The sequence below is a fragment of the Mojavia sp. genome, assembly GCF_059505145.1.
On the sequence record NZ_JCACKA010000022.1, the window covers coordinates 89,615 to 103,579 of the forward strand.

General features: G+C 42.1%; 19 protein-coding genes. 7 read left to right on the forward strand and 12 right to left on the reverse strand.

The features are described from left to right. Nucleotides 1-226 precede the first annotated feature (226 nt). Nucleotides 227-682 carry a rhodanese-like domain-containing protein gene (locus tag AC5JL8_RS03070; RefSeq protein ID WP_495878305.1) on the forward strand — a complete coding sequence of 152 codons (456 nt, stop codon included), beginning with the start codon at nt 227-229 and terminating at the stop codon, nt 680-682. 86 nt (nt 683-768) lie between these two features. On the opposite strand, the gene AC5JL8_RS03075 is transcribed toward AC5JL8_RS03070, so the two are convergent. The 4 genes from AC5JL8_RS03075 to trpB all read right to left on the reverse strand — a co-directional run bounded on the left by AC5JL8_RS03075 (nt 769) and on the right by trpB (nt 4,591). Continuing rightward, nucleotides 769-1,398, reverse strand: coding sequence for a ribonuclease D (locus AC5JL8_RS03075; protein WP_495878306.1), 630 nt, complete (start codon nt 1,396-1,398; stop codon nt 769-771). 87 nt (nt 1,399-1,485) lie between these two features. After that, a complete protein-coding gene (locus AC5JL8_RS03080; protein WP_495878307.1) occupies nt 1,486-2,034 on the reverse strand; it encodes a CAP domain-containing protein in 549 nt (182 codons plus the stop codon). A 335-nt stretch (nt 2,035-2,369) separates the two neighbouring features. Beyond that, on the reverse strand, nt 2,370-2,906 hold the full coding sequence (locus AC5JL8_RS03085; RefSeq protein ID WP_495878308.1) for a CAP domain-containing protein: 537 nt from the start codon (nt 2,904-2,906) through the stop codon (nt 2,370-2,372). A gap of 443 nt (nt 2,907-3,349) precedes the next feature. After that, nucleotides 3,350-4,591 (reverse strand): tryptophan synthase subunit beta, encoded by a 1,242-nt coding sequence (gene trpB / locus AC5JL8_RS03090; RefSeq protein ID WP_495878309.1) that lies wholly within the window; start codon nt 4,589-4,591, stop codon nt 3,350-3,352. 121 nt (nt 4,592-4,712) lie between these two features. Here trpB and AC5JL8_RS03095 point away from each other — a divergent pair, with 121 nt between their 5' ends. The 3 genes from AC5JL8_RS03095 (at nt 4,713) to AC5JL8_RS03105 (ending at nt 5,897) form a co-directional block, all read left to right on the forward strand. Next, entirely contained in the window at nt 4,713-5,054 is a 342-nt protein-coding gene (locus AC5JL8_RS03095; RefSeq protein WP_495878310.1) for a translation initiation factor, read from the forward strand. Between the two features lie 144 nt (nt 5,055-5,198). After that, nucleotides 5,199-5,357 carry a YqaE/Pmp3 family membrane protein gene (locus tag AC5JL8_RS03100; protein ID WP_495878311.1) on the forward strand — a complete coding sequence of 53 codons (159 nt, stop codon included), beginning with the start codon at nt 5,199-5,201 and terminating at the stop codon, nt 5,355-5,357. A gap of 114 nt (nt 5,358-5,471) precedes the next feature. Then, nucleotides 5,472-5,897 (forward strand): GNAT family N-acetyltransferase, encoded by a 426-nt coding sequence (locus tag AC5JL8_RS03105; protein WP_495878312.1) that lies wholly within the window; start codon nt 5,472-5,474, stop codon nt 5,895-5,897. Between the two features lie 12 nt (nt 5,898-5,909). Here the strand turns inward: AC5JL8_RS03105 and AC5JL8_RS03110 are convergent, their stop codons facing one another. From AC5JL8_RS03110 to AC5JL8_RS03125, 4 genes are all read right to left on the reverse strand, one after another. Beyond that, nucleotides 5,910-6,086: a hypothetical protein gene (locus AC5JL8_RS03110; protein ID WP_495878313.1), complete on the reverse strand. Its 177-nt coding sequence runs from the start codon at nt 6,084-6,086 to the stop codon at nt 5,910-5,912. Nucleotides 6,087-6,101: 15 nt separating this feature from the next. After that, nucleotides 6,102-6,341 (reverse strand): hypothetical protein, encoded by a 240-nt coding sequence (locus AC5JL8_RS03115; protein ID WP_495878314.1) that lies wholly within the window; start codon nt 6,339-6,341, stop codon nt 6,102-6,104. 110 nt (nt 6,342-6,451) lie between these two features. Then, the gene (locus AC5JL8_RS03120) at nt 6,452-8,101 is read right to left on the reverse strand and encodes an alpha/beta hydrolase (RefSeq protein WP_495878315.1); all 1,650 of its coding nucleotides are present in this window, start codon (nt 8,099-8,101) and stop codon (nt 6,452-6,454) included. Nucleotides 8,102-8,185: 84 nt separating this feature from the next. Then, nucleotides 8,186-8,311 carry a hypothetical protein gene (locus tag AC5JL8_RS03125; protein ID WP_495878316.1) on the reverse strand — a complete coding sequence of 42 codons (126 nt, stop codon included), beginning with the start codon at nt 8,309-8,311 and terminating at the stop codon, nt 8,186-8,188. A 201-nt stretch (nt 8,312-8,512) separates the two neighbouring features. Here AC5JL8_RS03125 and AC5JL8_RS03130 point away from each other — a divergent pair, with 201 nt between their 5' ends. Further along, entirely contained in the window at nt 8,513-8,953 is a 441-nt protein-coding gene (locus AC5JL8_RS03130) for a hypothetical protein (protein ID WP_495878408.1), read from the forward strand. Between the two features lie 129 nt (nt 8,954-9,082). Here the strand turns inward: AC5JL8_RS03130 and AC5JL8_RS03135 are convergent, their stop codons facing one another. The 3 genes from AC5JL8_RS03135 to AC5JL8_RS03145 form a co-directional block, all read right to left on the reverse strand. Further along, complete coding sequence (locus tag AC5JL8_RS03135; protein WP_495878317.1) at nt 9,083-9,292, reverse strand: DUF6887 family protein; 210 nt, start codon at nt 9,290-9,292, stop codon at nt 9,083-9,085. Further along, entirely contained in the window at nt 9,289-9,471 is a 183-nt protein-coding gene (locus AC5JL8_RS03140; protein ID WP_495878318.1) for a DUF6888 family protein, read from the reverse strand. The genes AC5JL8_RS03135 and AC5JL8_RS03140 overlap by 4 nt, the downstream gene beginning before the upstream one ends. 108 nt (nt 9,472-9,579) lie before the next feature. Further along, on the reverse strand, nt 9,580-10,635 hold the full coding sequence (locus AC5JL8_RS03145; protein ID WP_495878319.1) for a M20/M25/M40 family metallo-hydrolase: 1,056 nt from the start codon (nt 10,633-10,635) through the stop codon (nt 9,580-9,582). A gap of 213 nt (nt 10,636-10,848) precedes the next feature. On the opposite strand from AC5JL8_RS03145, the gene AC5JL8_RS03150 reads away from it, so the two are divergent. Both AC5JL8_RS03150 and AC5JL8_RS03155 read left to right on the forward strand, forming a co-directional pair. Then, the gene (locus tag AC5JL8_RS03150) at nt 10,849-12,075 is read left to right on the forward strand and encodes an urease accessory protein UreH domain-containing protein (protein ID WP_495878320.1); all 1,227 of its coding nucleotides are present in this window, start codon (nt 10,849-10,851) and stop codon (nt 12,073-12,075) included. Between the two features lie 46 nt (nt 12,076-12,121). After that, a complete protein-coding gene (locus AC5JL8_RS03155) occupies nt 12,122-12,679 on the forward strand; it encodes a hypothetical protein (RefSeq protein WP_495878409.1) in 558 nt (185 codons plus the stop codon). Between the two features lie 48 nt (nt 12,680-12,727). On the opposite strand, the gene galE is transcribed toward AC5JL8_RS03155, so the two are convergent. Next, on the reverse strand, nt 12,728-13,735 hold the full coding sequence (galE, locus tag AC5JL8_RS03160) for a UDP-glucose 4-epimerase GalE (protein WP_495878321.1): 1,008 nt from the start codon (nt 13,733-13,735) through the stop codon (nt 12,728-12,730). Nucleotides 13,736-13,965 lie beyond the last annotated feature (230 nt).

Consider the following 13,965-nt stretch of genomic DNA (forward strand, 5'->3'; position numbering starts at 1 on the left):
TTATTTTAGTAAGCTAGTACATGACGACGGAAATAAAGTTACCATTCAAAGTAAATGAAAAATTTACGCCATCAGCTTTTTGAATTTTGAATTTTGAATTTTGAATTCCGCGTAGCGGTACTAGTCTATCTGAAGAGAGAGTTTAATAATATTCATCCCAAAGAAAGAGAAAACTAACATATTTTTTCCGGTAAATTGCTGTTAATGAAATCAGCAAGGAAGAATTATGGCTAACAATCTAGTAGATAATATCATTCCTCAACAGCCACCAATAGAACCACAATCTGACGTTCATGTACTTAAAGCTCGTCTAGAATGGGGCGAACCAGCTTTCACAATACTCGATGTGCGCGATCGCGAAACCTACAACGAAGGTCACATTATGGGAGCAATGGCAATGCCCATAGATGACTTGGTAGAGCGAGCATCATCATCTATAGATAAAAGCCGTGATATTTACATTTACGGTGCCAACGAGGAACAAACTGCCCAAGCTGTACAATCGCTGCGTTCTGCTGGGTTTGAGCATGTATCTCTCCTCAAAGGTGGTCTTGCTGCATGGAAGGCAATTGGTGGGCCTACAGAAGGTATTGTTGAGGCGTTAACTCCCCCAGGCGCAGGTGACTATAACGTTGTAGCTCGGATGCAAGAACACACAGATACCCAAAACAAAAAGGTATAGTTTGATAGTGTGTGTTAGTCATTAGTCATTGGTCATGAGTCATTAGTCATTTTATATAGACTAATGACTTCGTTTTAGCAGATGAATTAGTGTTCAAAGATATCTTTGAATTGCAACAAATCCAAAGACACGATTGTTGGTAAAACTTGAAAGCATTCTTGAGCTAATTCCCAACGTTCTTCTCTTTTGAGCATTTCTATTAGTTTTTGCCGCACATTGAGTAAGTAGCGAACATCATTGGCAGCATAACTGAGTTGAACTTCGGTTAAATTAGTAGCGTTACCCCAATCAGAACTTTGAGCGCTTTTATCAAGTTCTACTTTTTCCAACTCTTGCACTACATCCTTCAGTCCGTGACGATTGGTGTAAGTACGGGCTAATTTACTAGCTATTTTGGTGCAAAAAATAGGTTGAACCGTAATTTTTAGGTTGCAGTGCAAGGTAGCAATGTCGAAACGCGCAAAGTGAAATACTTTCAGGACATTCTGTGCTTCCAAGAGTTGTTTTAAATTTGGTGCATCGGTTTGTCCTTTTGCTATGCGAATCGCTGTTACTTTTCCTTCTGGATTGCACAGTTGGACGAGACACAGCCGATCGCGCTGTGGCAATAATCCCATTGTTTCGGTATCAACAGCGATCGCCTCTGATTCTAGATACTGGGACAGTACAGCGTCACTAAGGTCGCGATCGCTTACCTGAAAATCTGGTAATGTCATGAATCACTCAAGAATAAATGCAGCGTCTAAAAGACAAAAATCTTATCAGACACTACATTATTATTGTGCAAAAAATAGAAATTAAATCTATTGAGTGCGTAAGAAAATTTGCGTCAGGTAGACTTCACCTTCCTCATTAGCAGCCACACCAATACCTGTAAGGTTGTACTTACCTCGGATATTTTTTAAATGTCCGGGGCTATCAAGCCAACCAATCACAGCTTGGGCAGCAGGATCGCTATATCCTTGATTAAATGCAACATTTTCCGCAGCACTGTTGTAAATAATCGGGATAGCAGTAACTCGCCCTTTAAATCCCTGATGGCTAAATGGAACTTTACCTTTAGCCATGTTTTGACTATGAATCCTTGCCTGCCGAGTGATACTTGCATTCAGGGCCAACTTTGGCAACCCTTGAGAAACCCGGTATCGATTAATTTGGGCAAAAACTGATTTTTCTAGAGCAGTGGTTTTAAAAGTAGTAGATGATGTTGCAACCTGATTTAAAGAAATCGATAACGGTTTATTATGAGTGGGTTTGTTTGTAGAAGAGTGACCTGGAATCGGAGCAGTAGTTAATCCACTGGCAAGGACAAGCGTACTTAAAGCGATGCCAAAAGCAGTTTGTCGGAACATGAAGAATTACGTAATGTATAAAGTTCTAAGACTTTTACTCTACCTTATTCTTCCTAGTAAAAATACTAGGATACTATTAAGTATTGATGAACTTAGAAAACTTTTGCATATCCTTTACAACAAATACAAATAATCACCTCCAAGTTGAAATACTAGATTAAGTTTGCTTTTTGAAGATGCGATCGCTTTCCTTAAAATTTGAAATTTATTTGAATCTTTAAAAAGATAATGTAGTATCTAATAGATAAATGTCACAGTAATTACATTTTTCATTAATTAAGTCAATATAAATAAAAGTAGATGCTCGTGATGACCCTTAGTTTTTAACAAACAACTTATTTGCGTATGAATATTTGTGTGAAGTAAATTTCACCTCTGCTATTGCGAGCAACACCAACACCAGTTAGGTTGTAATTACCTTTGATATTGGCGAGATGTCCAGGACTGTTAAGCCAACCTCTAACAGCTACGGCCACCGGGTCGCTATATCCCCGGTTTTTAGCAACGTTTTCAGCAGCTGCTCTATACGCAATACCAGTTGCTTGAATTCGCGTTGCAAATCCTTGATGTCCAAAGGCGACTTGTCCACTAGCCATATTCTGGCTATGAATCCTAGCTTGAGCATCAATGCTAGAATTACGAGCCAGCGCAGGTAGACCCAGGGAAGCCCGATATTGATTAATTTGCTGAAAAGTTGACGCTTCTAGAGCAGCAGTGTCAATTGTAGTTTGGGCTACTTGGTAGCTACGGCTAGAACTTGATACCTGCAAAGAGTCGTATGTAGAATCTTGGGCTGTTGCAGAAATAGCGCTTGCACCACTGGCTAGGACAATAATACCTACAACAATACCGAAAATGTTGTTACTTATCATACTAAATGCCTTAATGAACTGATTAGATAGACGGTTGTAATTGCTACCGTTCTGGTTCATTAAAGCACCATAAAACTTAAATGTTGTAAGTGCTTATGCTGAAAATTATCAGCTATGTTTACTAGCTGTAATTGAGGTTGCCGAAAAATACTCTCAGCATTATTACTTATTTATTAAATTACGTCTATAAATTGGTCTCTCCTGCTGTTCTATTGCCCATTTGTAGAAACCTCAAGTAAAAAAGAGTATGACAAAGCATCATACAATTTAAATTATTGTAAGCATTTATACTGAAATATTCTGCGTTGTCCACTAGCTTTGGTTGAGGTTGCCGAAAAATTGCCTCAGTATTATTACTTATTTCGTCAATTATGCCTATAAAGATGACATTAAAATTCTCCCCACCGCTTTAGTTATGGGGAGAATTTCAAAAGCTTAAGCAACTATGCAGGATTGAGAAACTTAGCTACAGTTTGTACATCCTTATCACCACGTCCAGAGCAGTTAATCACAATCCGGGGACTACCACTAAGCTGAGGACACAGGGTTTCTAGGTAGGCGATCGCGTGAGATGTTTCCAGTGCTGGGATAATTCCTTCTAGGCGTGACAATCGTTGGAATGCTGCTAAAGCCTCTGCATCCGTGACACTGTAATATTCGGCACGAGAACTATCTTTTAAATAGCTGTGTTCCGGCCCCACGCCAGGATAATCTAACCCTGCACTAATTGAGTGTGCCTCAATTACTTGTCCATCCTCATCTTGCAGCAGATAGCTCATCGCTCCGTGCAGAACACCAACCTGTCCTTTTGTCAAGGTAGCAGCGTGTTTATTGGTATTCACACCTTCTCCCGCCGCTTCAACTCCAATTAACCTGACAGCTGGCTCATTGACAAACTCATAGAATAATCCCATCGCATTGGAACCACCGCCCACACAAGCCATGAGAATATCTGGTAAACCACCCCACTTTTCTATTGCTTGGGCGCGAGTTTCTTGACCAATCACGGCATGAAAATCACGTACCATCATGGGGTAAGGATGAGGCCCTGCTACTGAACCCAGAATGTAATGAGTTGTTTCTACATTCGTTACCCAATCCCGAATCGCTTCAGAAGTTGCATCCTTAAGAGTTCCTGTTCCCGCCGCCACTGGACGGACTTCTGCTCCCATGAGTTGCATACGGAACACATTCAATGATTGACGTTCCATATCGTGAACGCCCATATAAATTATGCATTCCAGCCCAAACCGAGCGCACACTGTTGCCGTGGCCACTCCATGTTGTCCTGCACCAGTTTCTGCAATAATCCGCTGCTTACCCATGCGCTTTGCCAACAATACTTGACCAAGGGCATTATTGATTTTGTGAGCGCCAGTGTGATTTAAGTCTTCACGCTTTAGATAAATTTGCGGCCCTGTGCCATCTGGTCGAGCATAGTTAGCAGTCAGACGTTCAGCAAAATACAATGGTGTGGCGCGCCCTACATAGTCTCGCAGTAGTTGTTGTAATTCTGTGAGAAAAACAGGGTCATTGCGATATTGTTGGTAAGCTGTTTCTAGTTCAGTAAGAGCAGGCATCAATGTTTCCGGGACGTACTTACCGCCAAAGCGTCCAAAGCGTCCTTGTGTATCGGGAACCTGAGCAGTTGATGGGGATCTTGGAGAGATGGGAGTGGTAGTCACGGATTCATTTCGATGACGGGACGAATTTAATTATAGAAAAGTCTGAGGCACATGAGGACGCGATCGCTAAGATATGAATATAAAAGTAACTTAATATTAGAATTATGCTTAAGTAAAGATTATGTCTTCTTCTAATTCCTCCAACAAACGCATCATCTATCAGGAATTTGGCAACGAGAACTCCGCCGCTTTAGAAAGACCAATTCTCGAACTACCGCCGCAACAACAAAATCTCAAAGTGCAAGCTTCCCGTAAAGGACGTAAAGGTAAAACTGTCACAGTAATTAGCGGTTTTCAAGCCAAACCAGAAACATTGGCAGATTTAGTAAAACAGTTAAAAACCCAATGTGGTACAGGTGGTACAGTCAAAGACAATGAAATTGAAATTCAGGGCGATCACAAGCAAAAAATTGTCGAAATTTTGACCAAGCTTGGTTATAAAGCCAAAATTAGCGGTGGTTAATAAGTAGAGTTTACCGAACTCACCAAAGCAACCCATCGAGTTCGCTAATGTTATCTTTGAGATATTCAAATATCCCTGAGCAGTTGTGAATTAGTTAACTAACAACTAAAAATCTGCTCATTATGAGATCAACAGGAGGTTTCAATGGATTTAATTCGTATCTTATGTGCAATTTTCATACCCCCCCTGGGAGTATTTTTGCAAGTAGGGCTGGGTAAAGATTTTTGGATTAATCTCATCTTGACCTTTTTCGGCTATATTCCTGGGATTGTTCACGCAATTTGGATAATTGCGAGAAAATAATCTTTTATTAAGGAAGCGTGACGGAGTATCTCCAAGATTTGCCAACTAAGACTTCAATAAGTGGCGGATAGATTAAATGCTGTTCTTACCGTTATTTTGTTCTGTGAAATTTAGATGGTACACCTAAAATTTACAGTTGAGGATCATCCAGATCCAGAAGATATTCGTACTGTAATCGGTAAGATTCTTGACTACAACAATAATAGTCAGAAGCAAGAGGACATCGCATATCCGCTAGCTATTTGGATTAGAGATCCTAACGATGAAATTGTTGGCGGCTTAGTTGGCAAAATACATTGGGGATGGTTGTTTATCTCTCACTTGTGGGTTGCAGAAGACTTACGAAGTCAAGGTTACGGCAGACGACTAATACTCAAAGCTGAGGAAGCAGCTAGAGTGCGTGGTTGCGGTCATGTCTATCTCGATACATTTAGCTTTCAATCCTTGGGTTTTTACGAACGTTTGGGTTATAAAATATTCGGAGTTCTGGAAGACTTTCCCCAAGGGCATAAACGATATTTTTTACAAAAAGAAATTTAGTGTATTAGAATTTTAAACTTCACCACAGATACTAAGAGGTGATCTGGGAAATAGCATTACATCAAGTATTTCACACAAGACTATGAATAGACGATCATCGTAGTTGCGATCGCCTAACACCCCTACAACTATAGAACCAGAAATTTTATGGCGACAGTGAAGGCGGAGGCGATCGTTAATCCTGATCAAATTTCAAGAAACTTTTTAACGAGAGTCCGTTCCTTGATTGGGAAGACCAGGCGTCGTCACAGTACCCCCAGCCGCTTCAGGTTCAGCACCCTGACTAACCTCACTACCTGATTCTTGACCAGTCATCCGATATCTCTCATCAAGAGGAGTATCACCTTCTTCTGTAGTTGGTACAGTCGTTTGGGTTCCAGGGTTATCTTGAGGATCATATTTACCCTCTTCTTGGCGATTATCTGGAGAATTTGCTGATGTCATACATTTACACCTTATTAAACAAGTTCTTCTATAAGACTAGTTTTAAGTTTCCTGTAGGTTGACTATCCTCAGATAGAACTGTTTCTATAACTAAATTCTGAATTATTTGATTATTGTTTTATAAATTGTTTTACCACTGCCATAGCTTGAGGAGGAATCTCGGTAACTAGGCGAATCGGGAACGCAGCAGTAGAAGCAAACTGAGCATAATCTGAGGTCAGAAAAATTGCGTATTTTTCAGATTCAGGAGTCAGCTGTGCAGCAAAGGCCAAAGCTATAGCTTTTAAGTATTTACGAATGTCAGCTGCTTGTTCACCTACTACTTCACCGCCAGACAGGGGCGTATTTGGTTTTCCTTGCTGATCCAAAGTCGTACTAGGGTCTTTTACACTTAGATGAGTACCCCCAAGAATACCGACAAGCCATTTTGGGGATGGGATTTTGCTAAATCCAACAATCTGTTCGGGTAAAGCTGGGACAGTTTTATCGGCGGAACCTGCTAATATCAGGGTGGGTACTTGCACCTTAGTTAAGCCAGTTTCGCCAAACATCAAAGAAGTGGTAGGACTAAGAGCGATCGCCTGTTTTATTCTTGTATCACGCAGTTGATAGCTGTTTGCTGGTAATTCTTGGGCAAGACATTGAACAGTTTCACCCAGACTCAACACAGCCAAATTCTGTTTACACCGTTGTTTGAGGCGTTCTAGTTGTAACTCGGCTCCAGCGATTGCTAAGGCTGTACCGCCACCGAATGAATAGCCAATTACCATCGCGTTATTAGTAGCGAGTTTTCCCTGTAGTGGGTTATTGGCTGTTTGGTTGAGTTTTTCGAGTTGATCAAGGACAAAACTAATATCTTTGGGACGATCTAAAAACTCTTGGGGTTTTAAAAGCCTGGTTTTGTTTTGTATTGCTAAGTTAGTATTTGTCTCATTACTACCAGGATGTTCTAAAGCTGCTACTGTATATCCGTGGGATGCTAGATGTTCTGCTAGATAGCGCAAGTCTGTACGGACTGAGCCTAAACCGTGGCTAAAGACAAGTAAAGGTTTGTCGGGAGTTACAGCAGTTGACCAATAAATATCTACTGGAATGTTGCGATCGCGCTTTTGATCATTCAACTTTAAGTTGAGTACCTGTACTTGCGCGCTTCCAGGTTGGCTAGGATCAAAAGGAAAAGATGTTTGAGGTTTACTGGGTTCGAGTAAGGGCGCGATCGCCAACATAAACTGTTGAGTGAGCCAAAAACTTGAGTTCAAGTTTTTTGCAACTGTAAATGCTTGCGGCAAATTAATTTCTAGGCGTTTACTGGGATAGGCGGCAATAAAAGATAATATAGAAAGTCCTTTAGGTGCAGTAGAGCCTAATACAAATCCCGCTCTTAGTGCTTGCGCTCCAGCTTTGTCCTCTCGCACTATAGCAGTTGCCAGATCGTTAAGAATTGTTGTACCAATCTGCGTATTAAGTAACCGACTAACGGTCACAACATTTAGTGGAATCCTCGTCTGTAGTGCCCCCAAAATTAAGCGGCGGTCTTGTTCTGATAAATTGTTGGTGTAAAAAGCTAAATTTCTCGGAAATTCTCCAGTTGCCGCAGCACTTTCTAAGTCGCTAAGAGAGATAGATTCTGCAAACAGACCAAGACGTACTATAACCGTATCAGCTGCTTGTGCAGAAGTATTTGCTCCAAAAAACTGTGTAAGTGCGATCGCGCAAAACAAACCTGTGATTGTCTTTAGACTTTTCCAGCTTCGTCTCATGAACATCTTTGGTTACCATGCTGAGGGGAATATAGCTGATATCCGTGTACTTGACTACTCTACTTTGCAAAAAATCACAGAGTGCTATAAATTCCCACGTTCGCCTTTTTCACGCTTGATCGCTTCAAACAAGGCCTTGAAATTGCCGTTACCCAAACCTTGTGTACCTTTGTGTTGAATAATTTCAATAAAAAATGTCAGTCTATTCACTAATGGTTTGGTAAATATAGGAATTTTATAGGACTCCTATTTAATTTTTAAAAAAACTCAGTATACCTTTATTCTTTCTTCCCTGTTTGCTGTCTCTACGAGCGATTCAGGGATTAAATTGGATTGCTATATTTTGCTACTGATTCGGCGTTTATCGGCGGTTAATTATTAATGTTTGGACTTTTGCAAGAACTCTACTTTATGCGTCGCCAACTTACCTATATTTTAATTGTGCTGCTTTCACTAAGTATCGTTGTTCTATGGTGGCCCGTAAATGATTCTGATTGCAATTCAGAAGCTTTTCTAGCATCAAAAATCAGAAAATACCAAGTACAAGCCACTAAAGTTGTTGTTCAACCGTGGCGTGGTGAACACCAAGTATATGGAATCTTTATGGTTCCCAATGAATTTAAGGAAACCCCATTTTTTGTATTAACAGTCAAAGGTGCTGGTAGCGACTGTTCCAAGCCATTTGGCTACAGCCAAAACTATGATGACATCTTTACCGAGCCAGGAACTCATTTGGTGAGAGATTACATGAGAACTCGTACTGCACTGCGACTAATCCTGCAAGGTTTGTACGGGCAAATCAATGATAAACAGAACTGGACTTTAACCTATCCTCAACCTCAAGATAAATGATTAAAAACCATACGTAACTGCAACAGTTCTTCATTTGGACAAACAACATCGAAATCAAACCAGTAGTACTTTCCCACCTGATCGAGATAGTAGGCTGGATCATCATACGGCTGAGAATTTTCTACTTGATCACTCAGACTGAGCAAGTTTCTCTCTCAAAAGAGCTTCCACTTGAGTCTCAGGGTTTTCTAAGTCAAAGGGGTAAGGTTGCTGTGTCGCTGGGTCACGACGACTCATCAAAACTTCTAACGCTGCACGAAATGCTTCTTCATTGTTACGGTTTTCTGACAGGAAACGTTTTAGCTCAGTATTGGTCATTTGGCTAAGGTTCTGCATCATAAGACAAAGTTCCAATTTCCATCTTGATTAATTATCACCGCAATCTCATCTGCTCTACCAGCTTGAACGTAAAGCGTTTTTAACTTTTGGTCGTAACGAAAGATTTGAATGGGCTGATACAAATTGGAGAGCAATTGGCAGAGAAATATTGCTGCATCTGACTGTTTTTTCGTTGGCAAGAAACAGATCCTCACAATACACCAAGCACAGCCTACCAAAAAGCTAATCCTCAGCAGATTGCTGAAAACCTCTGACATTTGTTTTAGCAATCCCGAGTTCATTCCAAATTATTGTTGAGTTGCTAAATCACCCTCATTCTCTAACAATGTATTAGTTGCATTCAGCACAATCTGGGCTGAACCTATGAAGAAAGAACGGTCAATTGTAGCTGGAATATCGCTAGATTGATGGTAGTGAGGAGTACGGAGATTAGCAGTATCAGTTACTAGCACTGCACCTACTCCTTGATACCAAAATGGTGCATGGTCACTGCGTAGGGTATCAGGTGTCAGCAAGCCTTTTAGAGGAATAGGCAATGTCAGGACTGCTGGTAGGTTGGAATTCTCTTTGTTGAAGGCGGTTGGGGGAAACATCTGTGAATTTTGAAAGGCATTCAGCAAAGGCAAGTGTTCCGCATCGCCTACTGCTACTAAAAAGTCACCCTTATCGCTAGGTGGAGTGATAGGTAAACCAGTGGGATATTTTTGGCATCCGGCAGTGTAGCAAGCATAACCCACCATGTCCATAACAATGACACCGCGGAGGTTTTGTAACCGTGCTGTTTTGTTCACAAAAGCTTTACTACCCAAAAGTCCCGCTTCCTCTTGATCAAAAAAAGCTAGCTGCAACGTCCTTGGTGTTGGTTGTGAACCGAGAAGTCTGGCAACTTCCAGCACTACAGCTACACCACTGGCATTGTCATCGGCTCCTGGAGAGCCAGCAACAGTGTCATAATGTGCTGCTACGAGAATGGCTCCCGCTGTTTTTTGGGTTCCCTGTCGTTCGGCAAAGATGTTAACACCATCAGAGAACTTTTCCAGCTTGGGTGCCCAGCCTAATTTTCTCAGTTCAGTTGTAATATAAGTGCGAGTACGCGATCGCTGTGCGATCGTGTAACGCTGAAAATTCAACTTTTGAATGTGGGTGAGTAGCTTGTCAGCAGACACTTGCAGTTCATTAAAAACTGGCTTAGATTCCCTTGATGGAGAATTTTCGGCTGGAACGCTCTCAACAATTACTGGCGAGGATTGCTGCTCAAAGAATCCATTCTTGGCAGTTCCTTTTGTCCCTACAACTACAACTACCGCCAAGAGCAACAGCACCAGCCAAATCCATTTTTTCATCTGATTTATCTCAGCTTCTCAGATTTAAGGTAGCGTAAACACCAAGTTTGACAACGCGTCTTTTGACACAGTAGACGAATTAACTTAAAGTTCCGCACTATAACAGTACTGAGTACGGAGTACTGAGTGCTGAGAAAGAAAGGAAAATAAAAAGAAAACAATTTCTTCATTCTTCCACTCAAAACTCAGAACTGAGGACTCAGGACTTTATCTATGTTAGATTTATTACTCATTATGCTCCTGGGGCTCCTGGGCAGTTTTGGACATTGTTTTGGGATGTGTGGCCCTCTAACAATGGCATTCTCCCTATCTCATCAGCAGGGAACTCCTGATTGGCGACAGCAATTAAAATTTCATACCTTGCTGAATCTAGGGCGGATGTTGAGCTATGTTCTAGTCGGTGCTGGTATTGGAGCGCTGGGTTCAGTGTTGCTGGAGGGTGGACAGCTAGCGGGTATTGGCAGCGACTTACGCCGCTGGATAGCAATTATTACTGGTGTAATGCTGATTTGGTTTGGGTTAGGACAAGTCAAACCTAACCTGCTGCCTCGAATTCCCGTGTTACACCCGTTATTACAAGCAAGTTTACATGATCGCCTGAGTGCGGGAATGGTCAAGCTTTCATTACAAACCAAATGGTGGACGCCAGCACTTTTGGGGATGACTTGGGGTTTGATGCCTTGTGGTTTCCTGTATGCTGCCCAGATTAAAGCTGCCCAAACAGGTAATTTATGGATGGGTGCGGCAACCATGCTGGCTTTTGGCTTGGGAACTCTACCTACTATGTTAGGTGTAGGCGTTTCCACCTCTTTAGTTAGTCAAAACAAGCGTAGCCAATTGTTTCGCCTCGGCGGTTGGGTAACTCTCGCCATTGGCGTAATCACTTTGCTGCGAACTGGCGACACAATGGTAGATTACACCGGACACGCCGCATTAATCTGCTTGATATTAGCCCTAATTGCTCGTCCGATTAGTGGTTTGTGGGCATCACCCCTGCGTTACCGTCGGGCTTTGGGGGTCGGCGCTTTTGTGCTGTCTGTGGTTCACACTGTCCACATGATAGAACATTCGCTGCAATGGAATTTTGCCGCCTTCTGGTTCTTGCCGCTAGAGTTTCAGTGGGGCATGGCTGCGGGTGTTGTAGCATTAGTTTTGATGACTCCCGCTGCGTTAACAAGTTTTGACTCATTACAGAAATCTTTGGGTAAGCGTTGGCGGCAGATTCATTTATTGAGTGTGCCAGCTTTACTCTTGAGTGTGATTCATGCGATTTTGATTGGTTCCCATTACCTGGGTTCTTTACAATCAAATGGGGGGAATAAATTAGCAGCAGCGCTCATAGGGTTTTTGACTCTGTGTGTGTTGCTGGTGCGTTCGCGCTGTTTTTGGTCAAGGTTAACCATAGCAAAATTGTATGTCCCGCCAAGCAAGTCACGCTAAAGCTCCTATTTCTGCTGTACTGAAGGTGAGTCAGCTATTAGCCTTTATGTTGGCTATATCAACTCATCTTCACCCTACCTCTGCCCATACGCTCAAAATATCGGCAGATGTTGGCGGTACACTGCATATTGAACCAAATGATAATCCTGTAGCTGGGAAACCCGCACAAGCCTGGTTTGCCCTCACCCGCAAAGGAGGAAAGGTTATTGCCCTCAAAGAGTGTAATTGCCAGTTGGCAGTTCATGCCGAACCCCATATATCTGGAGAACCGGCACTGCTAGAGCCAAAGTTAAAACCTGTGACAGCTGAGCGATATCAAGGCACACCAGGTGCAGAAATTACATTTCCCAAACCTGGAGCTTATCAGCTGCATCTGAGTGGTAAACCGACTGCGGGAGGAAATTTCAAACCTTTTGAGCTAAAGTTTGAAGTTACCGTGGCATCTGGTTCAGCAAACAATTCACGAAAGATGCAAGATGTCAATAACGATGTAGTAGAAACTGAATTTCAATCGTTACCGTTGTGGGCGATCGCCTCAGCAATTCTGGCAACCACTGGTATTTTGATATTCGTTGTGCAACGGCAAACATCTGGTAGAGACTAAGATTGGGCATTGGGGATTAGGCATTATTGGGCACTCCCCACTCAGCACTCAGCACTCATCTTTGTGTCGCTGTTGATGCCATTGCCAGGCATGAAAAACAATATCTTTGATTGATGGATACTGAGGTTGCCAGCCTAAGATTTTTCTAGCTTTCTCACTACTGCCAATCAGAGATGGTGGATCACCGGGACGGCGATCGCTCTCTTGCACTGGAATCGTCACCCCTGTCACCTGCTCGGCAGCAGCAATTACTTCTCTAACAGAGAAACCGCTGCCATTACCTAAATTGAAAACTTCGCTGTCACTGCCTTTTAAAAGATATTCCAACCCTAAAACATGGGCATCTGCCAAATCACTCACATGAATGTAATCTCGAATGCAAGTACCATCTGGTGTAGGATAATCAGTACCAAAAATGGAGATATATTCGCGCTTGCCTAAAGCTGTCAGCAGTACCAAGGGGATTAAATGAGTTTCTGGGTTGTGATCCTCACCAAGTAAACCATTCGGATCAGCACCGGCAGCATTGAAGTAGCGAAAACGCACTGATTTTAGACTATAAGCAACATCGAAGTCAGATAAAATCCGCTCTACCATTAACTTGGTCGCGCCATAGGGATTAATCGGATTTTGGGGATGGTTTTCTGGGATGGGCACAACTTCCGGCACGCCATAAGTTGCACAAGTAGAAGAAAATACAAATTTTTTAACAGAGGCTGCCAACATTGCCTCTAACAGTGTCAGGGTTCCCAGAACGTTGTTGCGGTAGTATTTAGCAGGGTCTGTGACCGATTCTCCGACGTATGCATAGGCAGAAAAGTGCATAACTGCGGCAATATCATGGGTTTGAAATATTTGATCCAGTAGAGCGCGATCAGCTGTATCACCTACTACAAGCTCTATCTGTAAAACTTTCTCTAATAAGTCACGATGCCCATACACGAGATTATCCAGCACTACCACGTCATAACCCGCTTGCAACAAAGCAAGCACTGTATGAGAACCAATATATCCAGCTCCCCCTGTTACCAAAATAGTGGGCTTTCCAGATGACATAGTTTTTCCTTTGTAGATGACGGCTACTCAATTAATGTAATTTACGTGTGCCCCATTACTCATTTGGAAAATTATAAATAATAGACGCACTGTCAAAAAATTGCACTAAAATCACTACGACGGTAATCTTTGGGTGTAAGGTTTGAGGTATTTTAAGTCAAGTAACAGTACGATTACAATTTGACGATAAAATAAATCCGCTACCCGAAACCTCTAGGCTGGCCGTACCG